General features: G+C 59.6%; 15 protein-coding genes and 1 pseudogene. 9 read left to right on the forward strand and 7 right to left on the reverse strand.

The features are described 5' to 3' along the window. Positions 1 to 73: 73 nt before the first annotated feature. From PH552_RS01155 to PH552_RS01180, 6 genes are all read right to left on the reverse strand, one after another. Positions 74 to 1,324, reverse strand: coding sequence for an MGH1-like glycoside hydrolase domain-containing protein (locus tag PH552_RS01155; protein WP_285165409.1), 1,251 nt, complete (start codon positions 1,322 to 1,324; stop codon positions 74 to 76). 31 nt (positions 1,325 to 1,355) lie between these two features. Then, positions 1,356 to 2,414 carry an ABC transporter ATP-binding protein gene (locus PH552_RS01160; protein WP_285165410.1) on the reverse strand — a complete coding sequence of 353 codons (1,059 nt, stop codon included), beginning with the start codon at positions 2,412 to 2,414 and terminating at the stop codon, positions 1,356 to 1,358. Between the two features lie 13 nt (positions 2,415 to 2,427). Continuing rightward, entirely contained in the window at positions 2,428 to 3,288 is an 861-nt protein-coding gene (locus tag PH552_RS01165; RefSeq protein ID WP_483315461.1) for a carbohydrate ABC transporter permease, read from the reverse strand. Next, the gene (locus PH552_RS01170) at positions 3,285 to 4,136 is read right to left on the reverse strand and encodes a carbohydrate ABC transporter permease (protein ID WP_285165411.1); all 852 of its coding nucleotides are present in this window, start codon (positions 4,134 to 4,136) and stop codon (positions 3,285 to 3,287) included. The genes PH552_RS01165 and PH552_RS01170 overlap by 4 nt, the downstream gene beginning before the upstream one ends. 73 nt (positions 4,137 to 4,209) lie before the next feature. Next, positions 4,210 to 5,484: an ABC transporter substrate-binding protein gene (locus PH552_RS01175; RefSeq protein ID WP_285165412.1), complete on the reverse strand. Its 1,275-nt coding sequence runs from the start codon at positions 5,482 to 5,484 to the stop codon at positions 4,210 to 4,212. Positions 5,485 to 5,527: 43 nt separating this feature from the next. Further along, entirely contained in the window at positions 5,528 to 6,538 is a 1,011-nt protein-coding gene (locus PH552_RS01180) for a substrate-binding domain-containing protein (RefSeq protein ID WP_113249230.1), read from the reverse strand. A gap of 113 nt (positions 6,539 to 6,651) precedes the next feature. Between PH552_RS01180 and PH552_RS01185 the strand changes: the two genes are divergently transcribed. The 8 genes from PH552_RS01185 to PH552_RS01220 all read left to right on the forward strand — a co-directional run bounded on the left by PH552_RS01185 (position 6,652) and on the right by PH552_RS01220 (position 15,511). Beyond that, on the forward strand, positions 6,652 to 7,236 hold the full coding sequence (locus PH552_RS01185) for an ATP-binding protein (protein WP_285165413.1): 585 nt from the start codon (positions 6,652 to 6,654) through the stop codon (positions 7,234 to 7,236). Then, positions 7,143 to 8,177 (forward strand): LacI family DNA-binding transcriptional regulator, encoded by a 1,035-nt coding sequence (locus tag PH552_RS01190; protein WP_285165414.1) that lies wholly within the window; start codon positions 7,143 to 7,145, stop codon positions 8,175 to 8,177. Before PH552_RS01185 ends, PH552_RS01190 begins: the two co-directional genes overlap by 94 nt. A 75-nt stretch (positions 8,178 to 8,252) precedes the next feature. Then, positions 8,253 to 9,488 (forward strand): ABC transporter substrate-binding protein, encoded by a 1,236-nt coding sequence (locus PH552_RS01195; protein WP_483315472.1) that lies wholly within the window; start codon positions 8,253 to 8,255, stop codon positions 9,486 to 9,488. A 108-nt stretch (positions 9,489 to 9,596) separates the two neighbouring features. Beyond that, entirely contained in the window at positions 9,597 to 10,523 is a 927-nt protein-coding gene (locus PH552_RS01200; RefSeq protein WP_113249242.1) for a carbohydrate ABC transporter permease, read from the forward strand. Further along, positions 10,523 to 11,383, forward strand: coding sequence for a carbohydrate ABC transporter permease (locus PH552_RS01205; RefSeq protein WP_113249234.1), 861 nt, complete (start codon positions 10,523 to 10,525; stop codon positions 11,381 to 11,383). The genes PH552_RS01200 and PH552_RS01205 overlap by 1 nt, the downstream gene beginning before the upstream one ends. A 32-nt stretch (positions 11,384 to 11,415) precedes the next feature. After that, positions 11,416 to 13,362, forward strand: a complete 1,947-nt coding sequence (locus PH552_RS01210; RefSeq protein WP_113249235.1) for a glycoside hydrolase family 127 protein — start codon at positions 11,416 to 11,418, stop codon at positions 13,360 to 13,362. Further along, positions 13,359 to 14,474, forward strand: coding sequence for an ABC transporter ATP-binding protein (locus tag PH552_RS01215; protein ID WP_113249236.1), 1,116 nt, complete (start codon positions 13,359 to 13,361; stop codon positions 14,472 to 14,474). Before PH552_RS01210 ends, PH552_RS01215 begins: the two co-directional genes overlap by 4 nt. After that, positions 14,471 to 15,511 carry a 4-hydroxythreonine-4-phosphate dehydrogenase PdxA gene (locus tag PH552_RS01220; RefSeq protein ID WP_112342928.1) on the forward strand — a complete coding sequence of 347 codons (1,041 nt, stop codon included), beginning with the start codon at positions 14,471 to 14,473 and terminating at the stop codon, positions 15,509 to 15,511. Before PH552_RS01215 ends, PH552_RS01220 begins: the two co-directional genes overlap by 4 nt. A 111-nt stretch (positions 15,512 to 15,622) precedes the next feature. On the opposite strand, the gene PH552_RS01225 is transcribed toward PH552_RS01220, so the two are convergent. Next, on the reverse strand, positions 15,623 to 15,805 hold the full coding sequence (locus PH552_RS01225; protein WP_112342927.1) for a hypothetical protein: 183 nt from the start codon (positions 15,803 to 15,805) through the stop codon (positions 15,623 to 15,625). Between PH552_RS01225 and PH552_RS01230 the strand changes: the two are divergent. Next, positions 15,796 to 15,957, forward strand: a pseudogene (locus PH552_RS01230) (ATP-binding protein); the annotation flags it as partial. The gene PH552_RS01225 and the pseudogene PH552_RS01230 sit on opposite strands and share 10 nt — an antisense overlap. Between the last annotated feature and the right edge of the window lie 170 nt (positions 15,958 to 16,127).

The following is a 16,127-nucleotide window of genomic DNA, read 5'->3' on the forward strand; positions in this document are numbered from 1 at the left end:
GATTGCTTCAGGTTGAAATCTACTACACTAGTTAAGACCAAAATGTATTCGCAGGCGCCACCGGCACCTAAGTTTATGACGCGGCGAGCCACATATAAGCTGCAGCCGTCCAGGAGAAGCCGAGGCCGCCGCAGCCTTCCCCGGTGACCGGGTCGAAATATTCGGCAAAACCCTCCGCCTCGATCGCCGAGATGGTCGACCTGCGCAGCTTCTCGGCATCGTCCACGCGGCCGTTGCGCTTCAGGCCGTCGATCAGCAGCCAGTTGATGATCGCCCAGGCGGGGCCGCGCCAGTAGCGTTTCGGCTCCCAACTGTCGATGCCGGGCTTTACTGTCGGGAAGGCGACTTTCATCCCCTTGGACCATGCCTTCATTTCATCGACGAGAGCACTAACGACCGCCTGGTCGAGATCGAGCGACAGAAGCGGGATGAACCCCGCCTGTGTCGGTGCCACGATATCCTGGCCCGAAACGAGATCGCGGGATACGAAACGCGCCAGATCGGGTCGCCACTGGGCGAGGATCGCGTTGCGAGTTTTTTCATTGAACGCGGCGATCTCGGCCCCGTCTTCATTGCGGCCGAATTCGTGGGCGAGTGCTTCGAGGTCTTCACCGGCCTTGAGCAGGATCGCGGTGGTCTGGATCTCGGCGACCTTGAAGGGTGCCTTCGCCCACTGTCTAGCCGCCTCCCAACCGCAGGCCGCATAGGTGTCAACCAGGTGTATGAAGCGCTGATAGTCCTCGTTGCGGGGACGCATCAAAGCGTCCACGTGGCCGGTATCCTTGCGCACGACCGGCGTGTCGGTGGTGGTGGGAACGCGGGCGAGCGCGACGTCCCATGCGGGAGAATTGTCGCTGCCGCTTTCCCAGGGATGAAGCAGGGCAACCAGGCCGGTCCCTTCCGGGTCACGGGCCGCATACCACCAGCGGTGCCATTTCAGGGCGGCTTCGTAGAGCGGCAGGGTGCGGGTCTTGTCACCAGTGGCTTCGTGCAGCCTGCGCAGCGCGATGGCGAAAACGGGCGGCTGGGTGATGCCGGAGGTGGGGGGCGTGTGGCGGGTGCGCCAGACATTCGGGCCTGGAAAATAGGTATCGCTCGGCTGGTGGAAGACGATATGCGGGATCATGCCGTCCGCCCACTGGCCCTCGACCAGCCGCTCCAGTTCGCGATAGGCGCGGTCCGTATCGTAGAGCGCGAAACCCATGGCGACGAAGGCGGAATCCCAGTTCCACTGGAAGGGGTAGAGCCGGTCCGTCGGCACCGTATAGCCGCCGCGGTCGTTGGCGACGAGAATGCGCTTGGCTTGATCGATATGCAGGTTCATGTCGGTACTCCGGTATCGGGGAGGGACGCCACTAGGCCGTCACAGCCGGAAAGGATTGGCCGCTTTCGGGCGAAAGCCAGGTGATGCGCTTGCGATCGAGCTTCAGGCCGATCGTATCGCCGCTCCTGACGGTTTCGGAGGCAGGCAGGATGACACGGACGGGCTGATCGTGGATCGAGCCGGTCAGGAGCAGGTGCGAGCCCATCGGTTCGGCGACCCGCACTTTCATTTCGAGGCCCTCGGGCAGGCCCGCGAGCTCGACCGCCTCGCCGCGCAGGCCGAGGATGATCTCCTTGCCGGCTTCCTGCGGTGCATTCAGTTGCTCGATCCCGGCAGCGACCTGGCCGTTCAGGACGGGCACCTTGATGAAGTTCATCGGCGGGTTGCCGATGAACCCGCCGACGAAGCGCGTTGCGGGATGATTGTAGACATCGACCGGCGAACCGACCTGCTCGACGATCCCTCCGTGCATGACGGCGATGCGATCGGAAAGGCCCATCGCCTCCGTCTGGTCGTGTGTGACGTAGATCGTCGTCGTGCCGGCCGATTGCAGCACCGTCTTGAGTTCGGTGCGCATTTCGAGGCGAAGCAGTGCATCGAGGTTGGAGAGCGGTTCGTCCATGAGGAGTACCTTGGGCTCGACGGCAAGCGCGCGGGCAACGGCGACGCGCTGGCGCTGGCCGCCCGAAAGCTTGTTCGGATAACGGTCGAGATACTGCTCGATATGCAGCGGGCCGGCGGCCTTTTCGACCTGCGCCTTGACGCGCGCCTCGTCTGCCTTCTGCATGCGCAAGCCGAAGGCGACGTTTTCGTAGACCGTCATATGCGGGAAGACCGCGTAGTTTTGGAAGACCATCGCGAGCCCGCGGTCCTTGGGAGCGAGCCCGAGGACCGACTTGTCGCCAATGCGGACATCGCCGCCGGATGCGGTCTCGAGACCGGCGATGATGCGCAGGAGCGTGGTCTTGCCGCAGCCGGACGGGCCGAGAAGCGAGACGAATTCACCGTCGTTGATCATCAGCGAGACCTCTTTCAGGGCCTGGAATGCCCCGAAACTCTTGCGGACACGGTCGATGACAATATTGGCCATGGAGTTGGTCCCGTTATTTGGAGGAAATGCCCCAGATCGCGAAAAGGTAGCGCCTGACCGCGAAGATGAAGACAACAGAGGGAAGGATAAGCATCAGGCCGCCGGCGAAGCGGTAATGCATCGGGCTTTCGGAAAGCACCGTCAGCAGATAGGCTGTCAGTGTGCGATTGCGCACCGTTAGCACCGAGGCGGCGAAGACTTCGTTCCACGAAATGACGAACGCAAAGACGGCCGTTGCGACGATCCCCGGCAAGGCGAGCGGCGCAACGACCTTGAAAAAGGCCTGGATGCGGGTACAGCCGAAAACCCATGCGGCTTCTTCCAGCTCCTTCGGGACGCCGAGGAAAATCCCCTGGGTCACCAGAGCCGCGAAGGGGAGCGCCAGGACCGTATGGATCAGGCCGACGCCGACGATCGTATCGTAAAGGCCGAGCCGGATGAAGGAGACGGTGAGCGGCAGCGCCAGGATCGCCAGCGGGAAGGCGCGTGTCAGCAGAACCAGGAGCCGGTAGCTATCCTTGCCCGGAAATTCGTAGCGGGCGAGCGCGTAACCGGCAGGCGCCCCGAGCAGGATGGAGAGCGCTACCGTGATGCCTGCGGCGCCCAGTGAATTGAGGAAGGAGCGGACGACCCCTTCCGTCTGCAGGAAGAGGATGAAGGGTTCGAGCGAGATGCCGGTCGGCAGGCCGGTCTTCGGCCAGATGTAGACGCCCTGTCGCCCACCAAGTGCGCCTAGCGCCACGAGATAGATCGGCACCAGAACCCAGGCGCAAAGCGCGGCGATACCGCTCCAGAGCAACCAGCGGCGCGATGAAACGAAGCTTGCGGGATTGGCGGTGGCGGCTGCTTCGGAACTGATGGCTTGCATGTTCATGGCAGGCGCTCCGGATCGACCTTGAAGGCTTTGAGATAGACGAGGGTTGCGGCGAGCGAGATGACCATGATCAGAACCGCATAGGCGGCCGCGACGCTGTAATTCTGGTTCTGGTTCTGCCAGTTGTAGGCTTCGCCCACGAGAACCGGGAAATTACGGCCGCCCAGTGCGTATACGACTGCGAAGACCTCGAAAGCGAGCACGGTGCGCAGGATGAGGGCCGATTGCAGCGCCGGGCGGATCAACGGCAGGGTTATTTTCCAGAAGCGCGTCCAGGGACCAGCCCCGAAGATTTCGGCGGCCTCCTTGAATTCCTTCGGCACCTGGTTGAGGCCGGCGACGATGATGACCATGACGATCGCCGTGCCGCGCCAGATCTCCGCCACCGCAATGGCGATGAAAAGCGCAACCGGCGTCTGGTAGGAGAGCCAACTCGCCTGGCGGCTGATCACGCCAAGGCTAAAGAGCAGCGAGTTGAAATAACCCGTATTCTGAAGGATCGACAGCCAGACGAGGCCGGCGGCGAGATCCGAAATGCCGAGCGGGATCGTCCAAATCCAAAGAATCGTCTCCCGCCCGCGGCCGATCTTGGCGACCATCGTGCCCATGGCAAGCGCGATGGCGATCTGGATCGGTACGACAACGATCGTCAGCAGGAACGTGTTGCGCACCGATTGGATGAAATTGATGTCCGTCACCATGCGCTGCATGTTTGCAAGCGACGGCGCGCCATCATCCGAGACCGCCAGCCAGATCGTCTGCACCAGCGGCACGATGAAAAGCAGGCCGAGGAAAACGACGGATGGCAGGATCAGCAGATAGGGGATCCAGGGTCGGTTTTGGCTCATGGGTTCCCGCCTCGAAAAAGCAGGGTTGTGGAAAGGATGACCGGACATTCGAGCCCAGGCACCCCAGGGAGGATTATTGAACCGGGCAGGCGCCGTCACTCTTGGCATCCGGCGCCCAGCAGGGAGCCTTGGTATCGGTCATTAGCTTGGCCATGGCGGCACCCTGCTTGGCGAGCACGTCCCCGACAGGCTGGTTCTGCAGCACGATCAGCTGGAAGCTGTCCATATAGACCTTGTTGAACTCGCCGCCCTTGTCGCCGAGGCCGACTGGGAGAAGCGAGATCACTGCATCCTTGGCCTCCTGGGTCTTGGTGACGGCCCCGGCGAGAAGTGCGACGCCCTTGTCGAGATCCGGCGGCAGCTGGACGTTCAGCGTCGGAAAGAAGCCGACCTTGGATGCGGTGAGCAGCTGAATCTTCTGGGTCGTCAGTGTTTCGATGATCTTCATCGCGCCCGCCGCATCCGGGGCACCCTTCGGAATCGAAAGGCCCGCGAGAACGGGCATGTATCCGCGCCCCTTCGGGCCGGCCGGGGGCGGGAATACGACATAGTCGTCCGGCGAGGCGGAAATGGCATTCTTCAGTCGGGCGACATGGTCCCAGGCGACCATGACTTCACCGGCGGCCAGCGGCTCCTGCATGAAGTCGTAATTGGTCGAGTTGGGGTTTACATAGGCCCAGAGCGCCTTCAGTTTCTCCCAGCCTGCCGCGGCATCGGCGTTCTTGAAGGTGCGCACGACGCCGCCGGTGAAGGACGGATAGAAATAACCCTCGAAGTAACGTGCCATCAGGCCCTTAGGGCCGGCCGGGAAGCCGATCTGCGGCTGGCCCGTCGCCTGCTGCATGTTCTTGCCCCACTCGATCAACTGATCGTAGGTGATGGCGTTGATATCGGCGCCCTTCGGCAGATATTGCAGGGCTTCCTTCTTGGCCGCCATCACATAGGTCGCCTGCATCCACGGAATATATTGCTGGGTAGATTTGCCGAGCTTGCCGAGATCGAGGAGCGATTGCGGCATGCCGTCGGCGGCGAGCTTCTTAGCGAGATTATCAAGCGGTTCGAGCTGATCCTTATCAGCGAGTGGCGAAAGCTCACCGTGCAGCGCGCCGACCAGGCTGACGGTGTGCTTGCCGGCCTTGGCCTCGGCTTCCATGCGTACGGCGAACTGCGGCGGTTCCTCGACCACATAATCCACGTTGCCGGCATCCTTCAGCAGGTCCTGCCGCACGACCGTCGCCTCTTCGATCGGGCGAAGCTGGGTGGATACGAAAACCGTCTGAGCAAGCACCGGTGAAGCAAAGGCTAGCACGGTGAAAGCCAGAATTCCGATTGATGTAATACTTTTCATATTCTCTCCTCCTCATTGTTCTTGTCTGTGATGCACCGCCTACTCATGCCGCCTTCATCGGACGGCGATGGCTGTCGCGATCGATGAATTCGATCGCGTGAAGCTCCTGCAATTCCTCCGCAGGCTCACCGGCGATTGCCCGCAACAGCAGCGAGGCGAAGCTCGCGCCGAGGTTTTCGCCGGTCATGCGCATGGTCGAGAGGGAAGGGCTGGTGAAGGCGCCCGTCGGCAGGTCATCGTGACCGACAATGCTGATCGTGTCGCCGCCATCGATCTCGCGTAGCGCTCTGAGCGCTCCGATTGCCATTTCGTCCGTGGAGCAAACGAACGCGGTGGGACGCGAAGGCTGCCGGAGCAATTCGAGTGCGGCAAGATAACCGCCCTGCTCCGTGGGAGCGCCTTCGGCGCAGAGATCGGCATCCAGACCTGCCTCGTCCATCGCCGCCTTCCAGCCCGTGCAGCGCACATGGGCGAAGTAATATTCCTGCGGCCCGGCAATATGGCCGATGCGGCGGTGGCCGGCGGCCTGAAAACGAACCGTTGCCGCGTGGAACCCGGCAAAGCCGTCCCCGTCGATATAGGCATGCGGCACGAGGCTTTCGGTGCGACCGTTGGTGACGAAGGGAATGCCGCGCGACTGCAGAAATTCGACGCGTTCGTCCTGCCGCCTGGTGCGGACGAGAAGCATAGCGTCGACGCGGCGGCCATCAACGAAACGACGGCAGATGTCGAGTTCGCTTTCACCGCGCGGCACAGGCGCGATGACCAGATTGAGGCCGGCACCCGCAAGATGTTCGGCACAGCTGGAGAGCATGTCGAGGAAATGCGGCGGACCGATATGGCCGGGGTCGCTCGGCAGCGTGACGGCAACCAGTTCGGCACGTTGCTTTCTTAGCCTACGCGCCGATGCGTTCGGGCGGTAGCCAACTATCTCTGCAGCCTCTATTACCCGCTTGCGGGTTGCTGCAGAGACATCGTCGTAGCCGTCGAGTGCACGGGAAACTGTGGTGATCGACAGTCCGAGGGACTGCGCAAGCTGCTTGAGGTTTGCCAAGATCGTCCTCCAGAACGGCGTGAAGGATTCTCCAAAACGTTTTGGGAGTCAAGCTCAAACGTTTTGGATTGATCGGATCGACAAGAAAGCTAAGGGATAGCGCGCGAGGACGGATGGGTGGAAGCGGTCATAAGGACGCCCTGCTTTCCGGCATTGATCGGATCGAGAACCTGCTCGTCGAGAGCCTGAATTATCTTCGAAACGACTATGCCACGGAAAGCATCGAGCTTGTTGACGTTGGAAGCGCCCTGCAAACGGTCTGCAGCGAATTTGCGGATATCGGCCACGCCGTCCGATATGCTGGGCTGAACAGGGGGCTTGCCAAATGCTGTCCACTTTCCACCACGCGCGCCGTCGCCAATCTTTGCGATGACGCCATTAAATTTGCAGGCAGCGCGGAAGTGACGATGGCCGAACGGCCGGAAAGCGCGATCACTATTGAAGATAATGGCCCGGGCATCCCACAGGAACTTCGACAGCGGGTCCTTGAGCCATTCTTCAAGTCGGATCAGTCTCGCGCTGAGGGCGGCTATTCTTGCGAGTCGCTGCGCGAGAAATATTTTCTTGGGAAAGCCTTTTCCTTCTTTCTAAAATGGATTATACATTGTGGGAAAGCGCTTTCCCAAAGGAGGAAGTCTTGCCGAGCGACTTATTTGAGCGCGTCACGATATACGACGTCGCGACCGCCGCGGGCGTGAGCATCGCAACGGCATCGAAGGCGTTGAACGATACCGGTCGCATATCTGCCGAAACACGCATTCGGATCAGGCAGATTGCCCAAGAGCTCGGCTTCCGTCCCAATTCGCTCGCGCGCAGTTTGACCAGCAAACGATCTTTCACGGTCGGACTGCTTACGAACGATACTTATGGACGTTTCACGCTACCGGTCATGGCCGGAATTTCGGAGGGCCTGATCGATCACGGCGTCTCGGTCTTCTTGTGCACCATGGAAGACAATCCTGAACTCGCCAAGGTGCATCTCGATGCCATGTTGGACAAACGAGTCGACGGTATCATTGCAACCGGCAAACGTGTCGACAAGCGGCTGCCGGTGGACCTTTCCAACCTTCCGGTTCCCATTGTCTACGCGCTGACTGCAGGACCTGATGATGCCGTCACGCTAGCGCCAGATGACTGGCAGGGCGCACGGGACGCGGTCCTACATCTCATCGCGGCGGGGCGCAAGCGGATTTCCCATATCACCGGGCCTGCAAGCTTCAGGGTTGTGCAGGAACGCGCTGCGGCATTTACCGAGACGCTGAAGTCTGCGGGGCTTCCGCTGCCGGAAGTGAAACATGGGAGTTGGTCGGAGCTTTGGGGTCATCAGGCCATCGAGCAGCTGTGGGATGCGGGTCAACGTCCGGACGGCATTTTCTGCGGTAACGACCAAATCGCGCGAGGCGTGGTCGATGCGCTTAGGGAGCGGCAGGTCAGGGTGCCGGTGGATGTGTCCATCGTCGGCTTCGACAATTGGGAGATCGTCGCCGAGCAAACCCGGCCGCCACTCACCACCATCGACATGAATCTCAAGGAACTTGGACGGCAAGCCGGTCAGGCGCTCGTGCGCCTCGTGAATGGCGACCAGGTTGAGAAGGGACTGTGGAAGTTGCCATGCACGCTCGTGGTCCGTGGCTCATGACGACTTCGCAAACGAGCTGGAGGCTTGGCTCAAAACTGTAACAATGATCTAAGGGGAGGAGACCCGATCATGAAAATGCTGAGAGTTATGGCTGTTGCCACGACGACGCTTGTCGCGTTGTCATCTACGGCGCTCGCGGAACAAAAACTTACGATGTGGGCACGCAGTGCGAGCGAGGCCTTTATGCCGACCTTGATCAAGGCCTTCAATGAATCGCACGAAACGCAGATCGAGCTGCAGATCGTACCTAATACGGAAATGGTTCAGAAATACGCGACTGCTGCCGCAGGCGGGTCTGCGCCTGATTTTGTCTCACTCGATCTCGTCTATGCTTCCGCCTTCGCCAAGTCAGGGGCGCTTGAGGATCTGACTGATCTCGCCAAGGGTCTGCCCTATTTCGACAAGCTGTCGAAGGCTCACGTCGGAACCGGTACCTACGAAGGCCGGATCTATGCCCTGCCAATGTCGGCAGACGCCTCGGTTCTTCTTTGGAACAGGAAGCTGTTCAAGCAGGCAGGCCTCGATCCGGAAAAGGCACCGACCACCTGGGCAGAAATTGAAGCCGATGCAGCCAAGGTCAATGCGCTCGGCGGGGACATCAAAGGGTTTTACTTCTCCGGTGCCTGCGGCGGCTGCAACGCCTTTACCTTCATGCCGTTGATCTGGGCGTCCGGCGGCGACATTCTCGTTGATGACGGTAAGCGCGCCACTATCGATACCCCGCAGATGCATGACGCGATCGACTTCTATCGCGACATGGTCGCGAAGGGTTTCGTACCGGAAAGCGCCAAGACAGATTCGGGCAAGAACTTCTTCGGTGGCTTTGCGACTGACAAGATCGGTCTGTCGCCGATCGGCGCCTTCGCCATCGGCAATCTGGTCAAAAACTATCCGAGCGTCGAATTCGGGGTGACCTTCATTCCGGGTAAGGATGGCGGCAAGGCGTCCTTTGCCGGCGGCGACGACTTTGTGGTTACCGCCGGCCGCGATAACCTAAAGGCGGCCAAGGAGTTCCTCGAATTTGTCTATTCCATCGAAGGACAGACGCTGCTCGCCAAGGGCGGCAGCCTGCCGACGCGGTCCGACGTGGCGGATGAGGCGATCAAATCGCTGGATGAGCGCTACAAGGTCGCGACCGAGGCCATGAAGATTGGGCGCACGCCTTCCTCGCCGGTCTACAACGATATCATCAACAGCAGCACCGGCCCCTGGAAGCAGATGTTGAACGAGGTCTTCTTCGGCGATGACGTGAAGGGATCCGTCGCCAAGGCCCAAGAGGCGATGCAATCGATCCTCGACTCCGCGAACTGACGGCAACTGCAACCGGGATTCCTTCTCCCTACCTCGGAAGCTGGCGCGGACGGTCTTCTTCCGTCCGGGCCGACCGAGGCGCGTGCAATGGGCAAAAGGCCAAAGGCGATGATCCACCAGAAGCAAATTCACAACGGTGAGCCAACCCCAAGGCGCAACACACGGCAGCGGCGTAAACAGCTGGCCGGCCTTGCCTTCGTTGCGCCGGCTCTCGTCCTTGTACTGATATTTTTTATCATTCCTCTCGGAATGGCGTTCTGGATGTCTCTGCACAACTGGCCGCTTCTCGGCAAACCGCGCTTCATCTGGTTCGACAATTATGCGAGGCTGGCGAGCGACGCTCAATTCTGGTCGTCATTGCGGTTCACGGTGTATTACACCCTCGTGGTGACAGTGGCGATCTTCGCGGTCGCTTTCCCGATGGCTCTCTTTGCAGAGAAGTCACGCCGGCTCACCAAGCTTTTCCGAACGGCATTCTTCCTGCCCGTTGTCGTGGGCTTCGGGTCAGCGAGCCTTTTGTGGGCATGGCTGCTGGACGTCGACTCGGGTCTCTTTTCTCCTGCCGCGCAATATCTTGGATTGACGGCGAGCCGCTTCAACCTGCTGGCGAGCTTCGACACTACCTTCTGGTCGATCATTGTGATGGTGGTTTGGAAGACAGCCGGCTTCAACATGATCATCCTGCTGACCGGCCTCCAGGGTATCTCAACCGAGGTTCAGGAAGCGGCCCGCATGGACGGTGCATCATCCTGGCGGCGTTTCCGCCGCATCACCCTTCCGCTGATGCGGCGCACGATTGCTCTGGCGCTCATTCTCTCCGTCTCCGGATCGATGCTGGCATTCGACCAGTTCTACATCATCGCTGACGGCGGACCACGGAACAAGACGGTGACGGCGGTCTACTGGATATTCAGCCAGTCCTTCGGCTCGTTCCATCTCGGCTACGGTGCCGCGCTTTCCATGGTTCTTCTTGCGATTCTCGTTTTCATAAGCGTCCTGCAGCTCAGACTGCTGCGCAACCCGGAGGGTATGTGATGGCCCATAGCCAAATGTCAGCTACTCGGCGTTTGCTTGGAACTGCGCGCTACAACGTTGTTGGGATTGTCGCCGCACTGCTCTTCGTCGCGCCGCTTGTCTGGAGTGTACTCGTAAGCTTCAAGCCATCGATTGAGGCAAGGCAACCGCCAATTCCGCCATGGCCCACCGGCGGGTTCAGCTTACAGAACTACGAGAATCTTGCACAGTATGGCGCTGGAATCTGGACCTATACCGGAAACAGTCTCACCGTCGCCCTGGCAACGGTCGCCGCCTCCGTGATGATCAGTCTGCTTGCGGGCTACGGCTTCTCGCGATTTCAGTTTCCCTTCAAGAACGTGCTGTTCGTCCTGATCATCTCGACGGTCATGATCCCGTTCCAGTCGATCCTGACGCCGCTCTTCCTCATCCTCACAAAACTGAAGCTCCAGAACACGCTGACGGGCATCGTCTTGGTCTACGTGACGCTGCAGATGCCGTTTTCGATCTTCATGATGCGCAACGCCTTCGATGCGGTGCCAAAGGAGATCGAGGACGCCGCGCGCGTGGACGGCGCATCGATATTCGCTGTCCTCTATCGCATCATGTTGCCATTGGTTCTGCCGGGTGTCGCAACGGTGGCGATCTTTGCCTTCCTTGCCTCATGGAATGAATTCCTGGCAGCCCTGATCCTGCTCACGGACCAGAACAAATATACGCTTCCGGTGCTCATGGCTGCCGTCCGCTCCGGTCAGTTTGGGACGATCGACTGGGGGGCGGTCCAATCCGGCGTGACGCTCATGATGGCGCCCTGCCTCGTCATCTTTCTTCTTCTGCAGCGCTACTACATTCGCGGCCTGACCGCGGGTGCCGTCAAGTAATTCCAATCCACGAACCGAACAGGTAGATCGATATGACCATCTTGAATACACCGAAGACGAGCGGCTTCCGGCCCCCTGCTGTTCATGAAGTCGATGTGCGTGGCTTCTGGGGTGACCGTATCGAGGCGGTTGCCGATAAGACCGTGATGATCCTGTACGAACGCTGCGTCACTGCCGGAATGTTCGACCAGATCGATCCCGACCGTCCGGTTCCGGAACTTCGGCTGCCGTTTCACACCCGTCCGGATGGCTCGCCCGACACCGCCAACGTTCAGATGTTCTGGGACTCGGACGTCGCCAAAGTGATCGAAGCGGCAGCCTATGTCCTCTATCGCAAGCGCAATCCGGAACTTGAAGAGAAGATGGATTCCATCATCGACATGTTCTACAAATTGCAGCAGCCGGATGGCTACCTGAACTCATGGTTCATCCGCATGCAGCCAGGCCAGCGCTGGACCAATCTCCGGGATTGTCACGAACTTTATTGCGCGGGTCATCTGATGGAAGCCGCGGTCGCATATTTCTATGCGACCGGGAAGCGCCGGCTGCTCGACGCGATGTGCCGCTATGCCGATCATATCGATCGGATGTTCGGTCCACGGCCGGGACAAAGGCCCGGCTACTGCGGCCATGAGGAAATCGAGCTTGCGCTGGTACGGCTCGCCCGTGCGACTGGCGAGAAGAAGTACCTCGAACTAGCCCGCTACTTCATCGAACAGCGCGGGCAGCAGCCACATTATTTCGATATCGAAGCCGCCAAACGTGGCGCCGATCCGAAACAATTCCGCCACCGCACCTACGAGTACAATCAATCGCATCTGCCCGTGCGAGAGCAGACGCAGGTTACCGGCCACGCTGTCCGGGCCATGTATCTCTATTCCGGCATGGCTGACGTTGCGACCGAATTCGGGGATGATAGCCTAACCGACGCGCTGAAGATCCTTTGGGACGATCTGACCACCAAGCAGATGTATGTTACCGGCGGCATCGGACCGGCAGAAAGCAACGAGGGTTTCACTGACTATTACGATCTGCCGAATGAAAGCGCCTATGCGGAAACCTGCGCGTCGGTCGGCCTGATCATGTGGGCTAGCCGCATGCTCGGACGCGGCCCCGACAGGCGATATGCCGATATCATGGAACAGGCCCTCTACAATGGTGCGCTATCGGGTCTTGCGACCGACGGAGCTAAGTTCTTCTACGACAATCCTCTGGAAAGCCGAGGAACCCATCACCGCTGGATCTGGCACCGTTGCCCGTGCTGCCCGCCGAATATTGCGAGAACCGTCGCTTCCATCGGTAGCTATATGTACGGCGTCTCTGTCGATGAGGTGGGCGTTCATCTCTATGGTGAAAGCACGGCCCGCCTGCAGGTCGGCGTGGTCCCGGTGACACTGACGCAGCGTACGGAATATCCCTGGAATGGGCGTATCGTCCTTACGGTCGATGTCGATGCTCCGGCGTCCTTCAAGCTAGCCTTACGGGTCCCTGGTTGGTGCCGGAATGCGTCGTTGTCGATCGACGGGGAAGCGATCGATATCGCGTCCGTCGAAGACAAGGGCTATCTGCGGATCGACCGACTTTGGAAGGGCGGAGAGGCGCTCCACCTCGATCTGCCGATGGATGTGCGCGCTGTGCGCGCCAATCCCGCAGTCAAGGCAGATTTGGGTCGGGCGGCGCTTGCCAGAGGTCCGATGATCTACTGCGTCGAGGAAGCCGACAATAAGGCGGACCTCAACAGCCTGGTGCTTGTCGATGATGTCGCGAAGGCAAGGACGGCGCCCATTCATTCGTTGGGTCAGGCCGTCATTGCAATCGACGTACCAGCGAAACGCGAACGATGGAATGACTGGGCCGGCAAGCTTTACAGCACCGATACGCCGTCGCTGGAGGACACGACGGCGCGCTTCGTTCCCTATCACCTTTGGGACAATCGGGATCCCGGGGAAATGCTTGTTTGGGTGAGGACACAGAGATGACGCGGGTGGCTGAAAAGGCGACGATCGAGCTTCGCGGCGTTCGCAAGGCGTTCGGCGCCCTGAATGTGGTCCATGGTCTCGATCTGACAATCGAAGGCGGCGAATTCGTTGTTTTCGTCGGTCCGTCAGGTTGTGGAAAATCCACCTTGCTGCGGATGATCGCCGGCCTCGAGGACGTTACCGCGGGCGATATATTGATCGCCGGGCGCGATGTGACCGAAGTCGATCCATCCAAGCGCGGGATCGCGATGGTCTTTCAATCCTATGCCCTTTATCCGCACATGAGCGTTCGCCAGAATCTCGCCTTCGGACTCGAAATGGCGAAAACGCCCGCCGACGAGATCGAGCGCCAAGTCCAGTCAGCCGCCGAGATCCTGAAGATCGGCGCGCTCCTGGAGCGACGTCCCGGACAGCTTTCCGGAGGCCAACGTCAGCGCGTCGCGATCGGCCGCGCTATCGTGCGTAAGCCTCTCGCGTTCCTGTTTGACGAACCTCTCAGCAACCTTGACGCCGAATTGCGGGTTAGCATGCGTATCGAAATCGCAAGGTTACACCGAGAGCTCGGAAATACGATGATCTATGTGACCCATGACCAGACGGAAGCCATGACGCTTGCCGATCGAATCGTGGTTCTTCGTGATGGCCGCATCGAACAGGTCGGAACGCCGCACGAGATCTATGAGGATCCTAACAACCTCTTCGTGGCGGGCTTTATCGGCTCGCCCAGGATGAACATCATCGATGCGATCTACCTCGGAGACGGTCGCGTCACCGTGGCTGGCACCACAATTTCCCTTGGTCATCCCCTGGCCGGCGTCGCCGGGGGTGAGAAAGTCAAATTTGGCATCCGCCCCGAGCATCTGACACTCGGCCAGATATCGGAAAATTCCCTGAAGGTGAAAGTCGATTTCGCGGAGTATCTTGGCAGCACCCGCTACTTATACTCCATGCTGCCGACTGGCGAGAGCCTGACAATTGAGCAGCGCAGCGGCGCGGACCTTTCATCCGGTGAAGAGGTGTGGCTGAACTTCGATGTCGCGCGGGTGAGGTTGTTCTCATCCGTGGGCAGCAGGCTGCGTGCGGCGACCCGGGAAATGGTTGCGACACAATGACGATCGGGGCTAACCTTTCGTCAGGGGAGCGACCACTCATCGCGCTTGCGATCGGCGACCCCGCGGGTATAAGTCCGGAATTGACCGCCAAGCTCATCCACTCGCCGGCGGTCGCAGCTGTGGCCCGTTTGGTGGTCGTCGGCGACCAACGTGTGCTTGCGCTCGGCGCGCGCCAAGCGAGACTTGCCCTCAATATCGATACAGTCGAGGACGATGACATTGGTCCTGCGAACAGATCCGTCATGATTGATCTGCAAAATCTCGATCCGGCCCATGTACTGGCTGGGGAGGCGACCCAGTCGGGGGGACGTTTTGCAATCGACAATTTCGTCCATGCCCTGAAGCTTGCAGAAGCCGGCAAGGTGGATGCGGTCTGCTACACACCCTTTAACAAGAAAGCGATGCGGCTTGCCCATCCGGGCTATGACGACGAGAGCAGCTTCATTGCCGAAATTCTGAATTTGACAAGCCGGGTCAAGGAATTCAACGTCCTCGATCAGATCTGGAACGCCCGGGTCACGTCGCACATTCCGCTGAAGGATGTGTCGGCAAACCTGTCGCAACAGGCTATCCTGGATGAAATCGCTTTGACGTCGGAATGCCTGAGAAGGTCGGGCGTCGAGAGCCCGCGGCTGCTTGTTGCGGGTCTAAATCCGCATGCCGGTGACGGAGGCAGCTTCGGCATGGAAGAAATCGAGATCATCGGTCCGGCCGTCCAAGCAGCCGCGATTGCCGGCTTCGATGTTGCCGGCCCCTTTCCCGCAGACACGGTCTTCCTGACCGCGCTCAAGGGCGGCTACCACGCGGTGCTTACCATGTATCACGACCAGGGACAGATCGCGATGAAGCTGATGGGCTTCGATCGCGGCGTCACCATGCTCGGCGGGTTGCTCTTTCCCGTCTGCACGCCCGCCCATGGCACGGCATATGACATTGTCGGACAAGGCGCTGCCAATCCGCGCGCCAGCGAAGAGGCGTTGTTGCTTGCCGCACGCATGGCGATATCGTCACAAAGGAAGAGGATTGATGCATCATGAGGAATGTCATCATCAAGATTCCCGTATCCTGTCGCTCCTCGAGCCCGGCTCCTGTGTTGAAAGTCCCTCGATCTCGACAGTCTGTTGCTGTCGCTGCAGAAAATTAACGGATCAATTCATTGATGCCCACAGGCCATCATCCTCGAGTGCGAATAATCGTCTTCGCTGTTCGTCGCTCCAGGTTAGATAAATTTCAGGAAAGGTTGTTGGTTCGAACCATTTCAAGAGCTTGGATTCTTTCCGCTCGTTAAAATGCTGGTCGCCTGGCGGTGTGATGGAGATATGCAGCGACATCCGTCTCGACTTCCGATTTTTCCGGATTGCGAATGTTGGCCGAGGCATGTGGAGCGAGGTTCGTTTCAGGCATTGTCCTGTATGATCATGACAAGGTGACCCCCTTCGGGGAACGCCTATCCGCCGTGCCAATTTCGGCATTGTGGCGTTAGCGCGTGGGAATTTCTCTTCAGTCTCCAGACATGAATATTCTTGAAGCGTCGACCGTTTCGATAAAAATGAATTTCCGGTTCGATTCCCAATCAACTGCGGTAAACAACGTAATTGTGCTTCGTCGTGTTCCCGAGCGAAATCCGCTGCTATGGAGACGGCAACTCGAAGG

Origin of the sequence: Rhizobium aureum (assembly GCF_030182495.1) — a bacterium.
GTDB lineage: Bacteria > Pseudomonadota > Alphaproteobacteria > Rhizobiales > Rhizobiaceae > Rhizobium > Rhizobium tropici_C.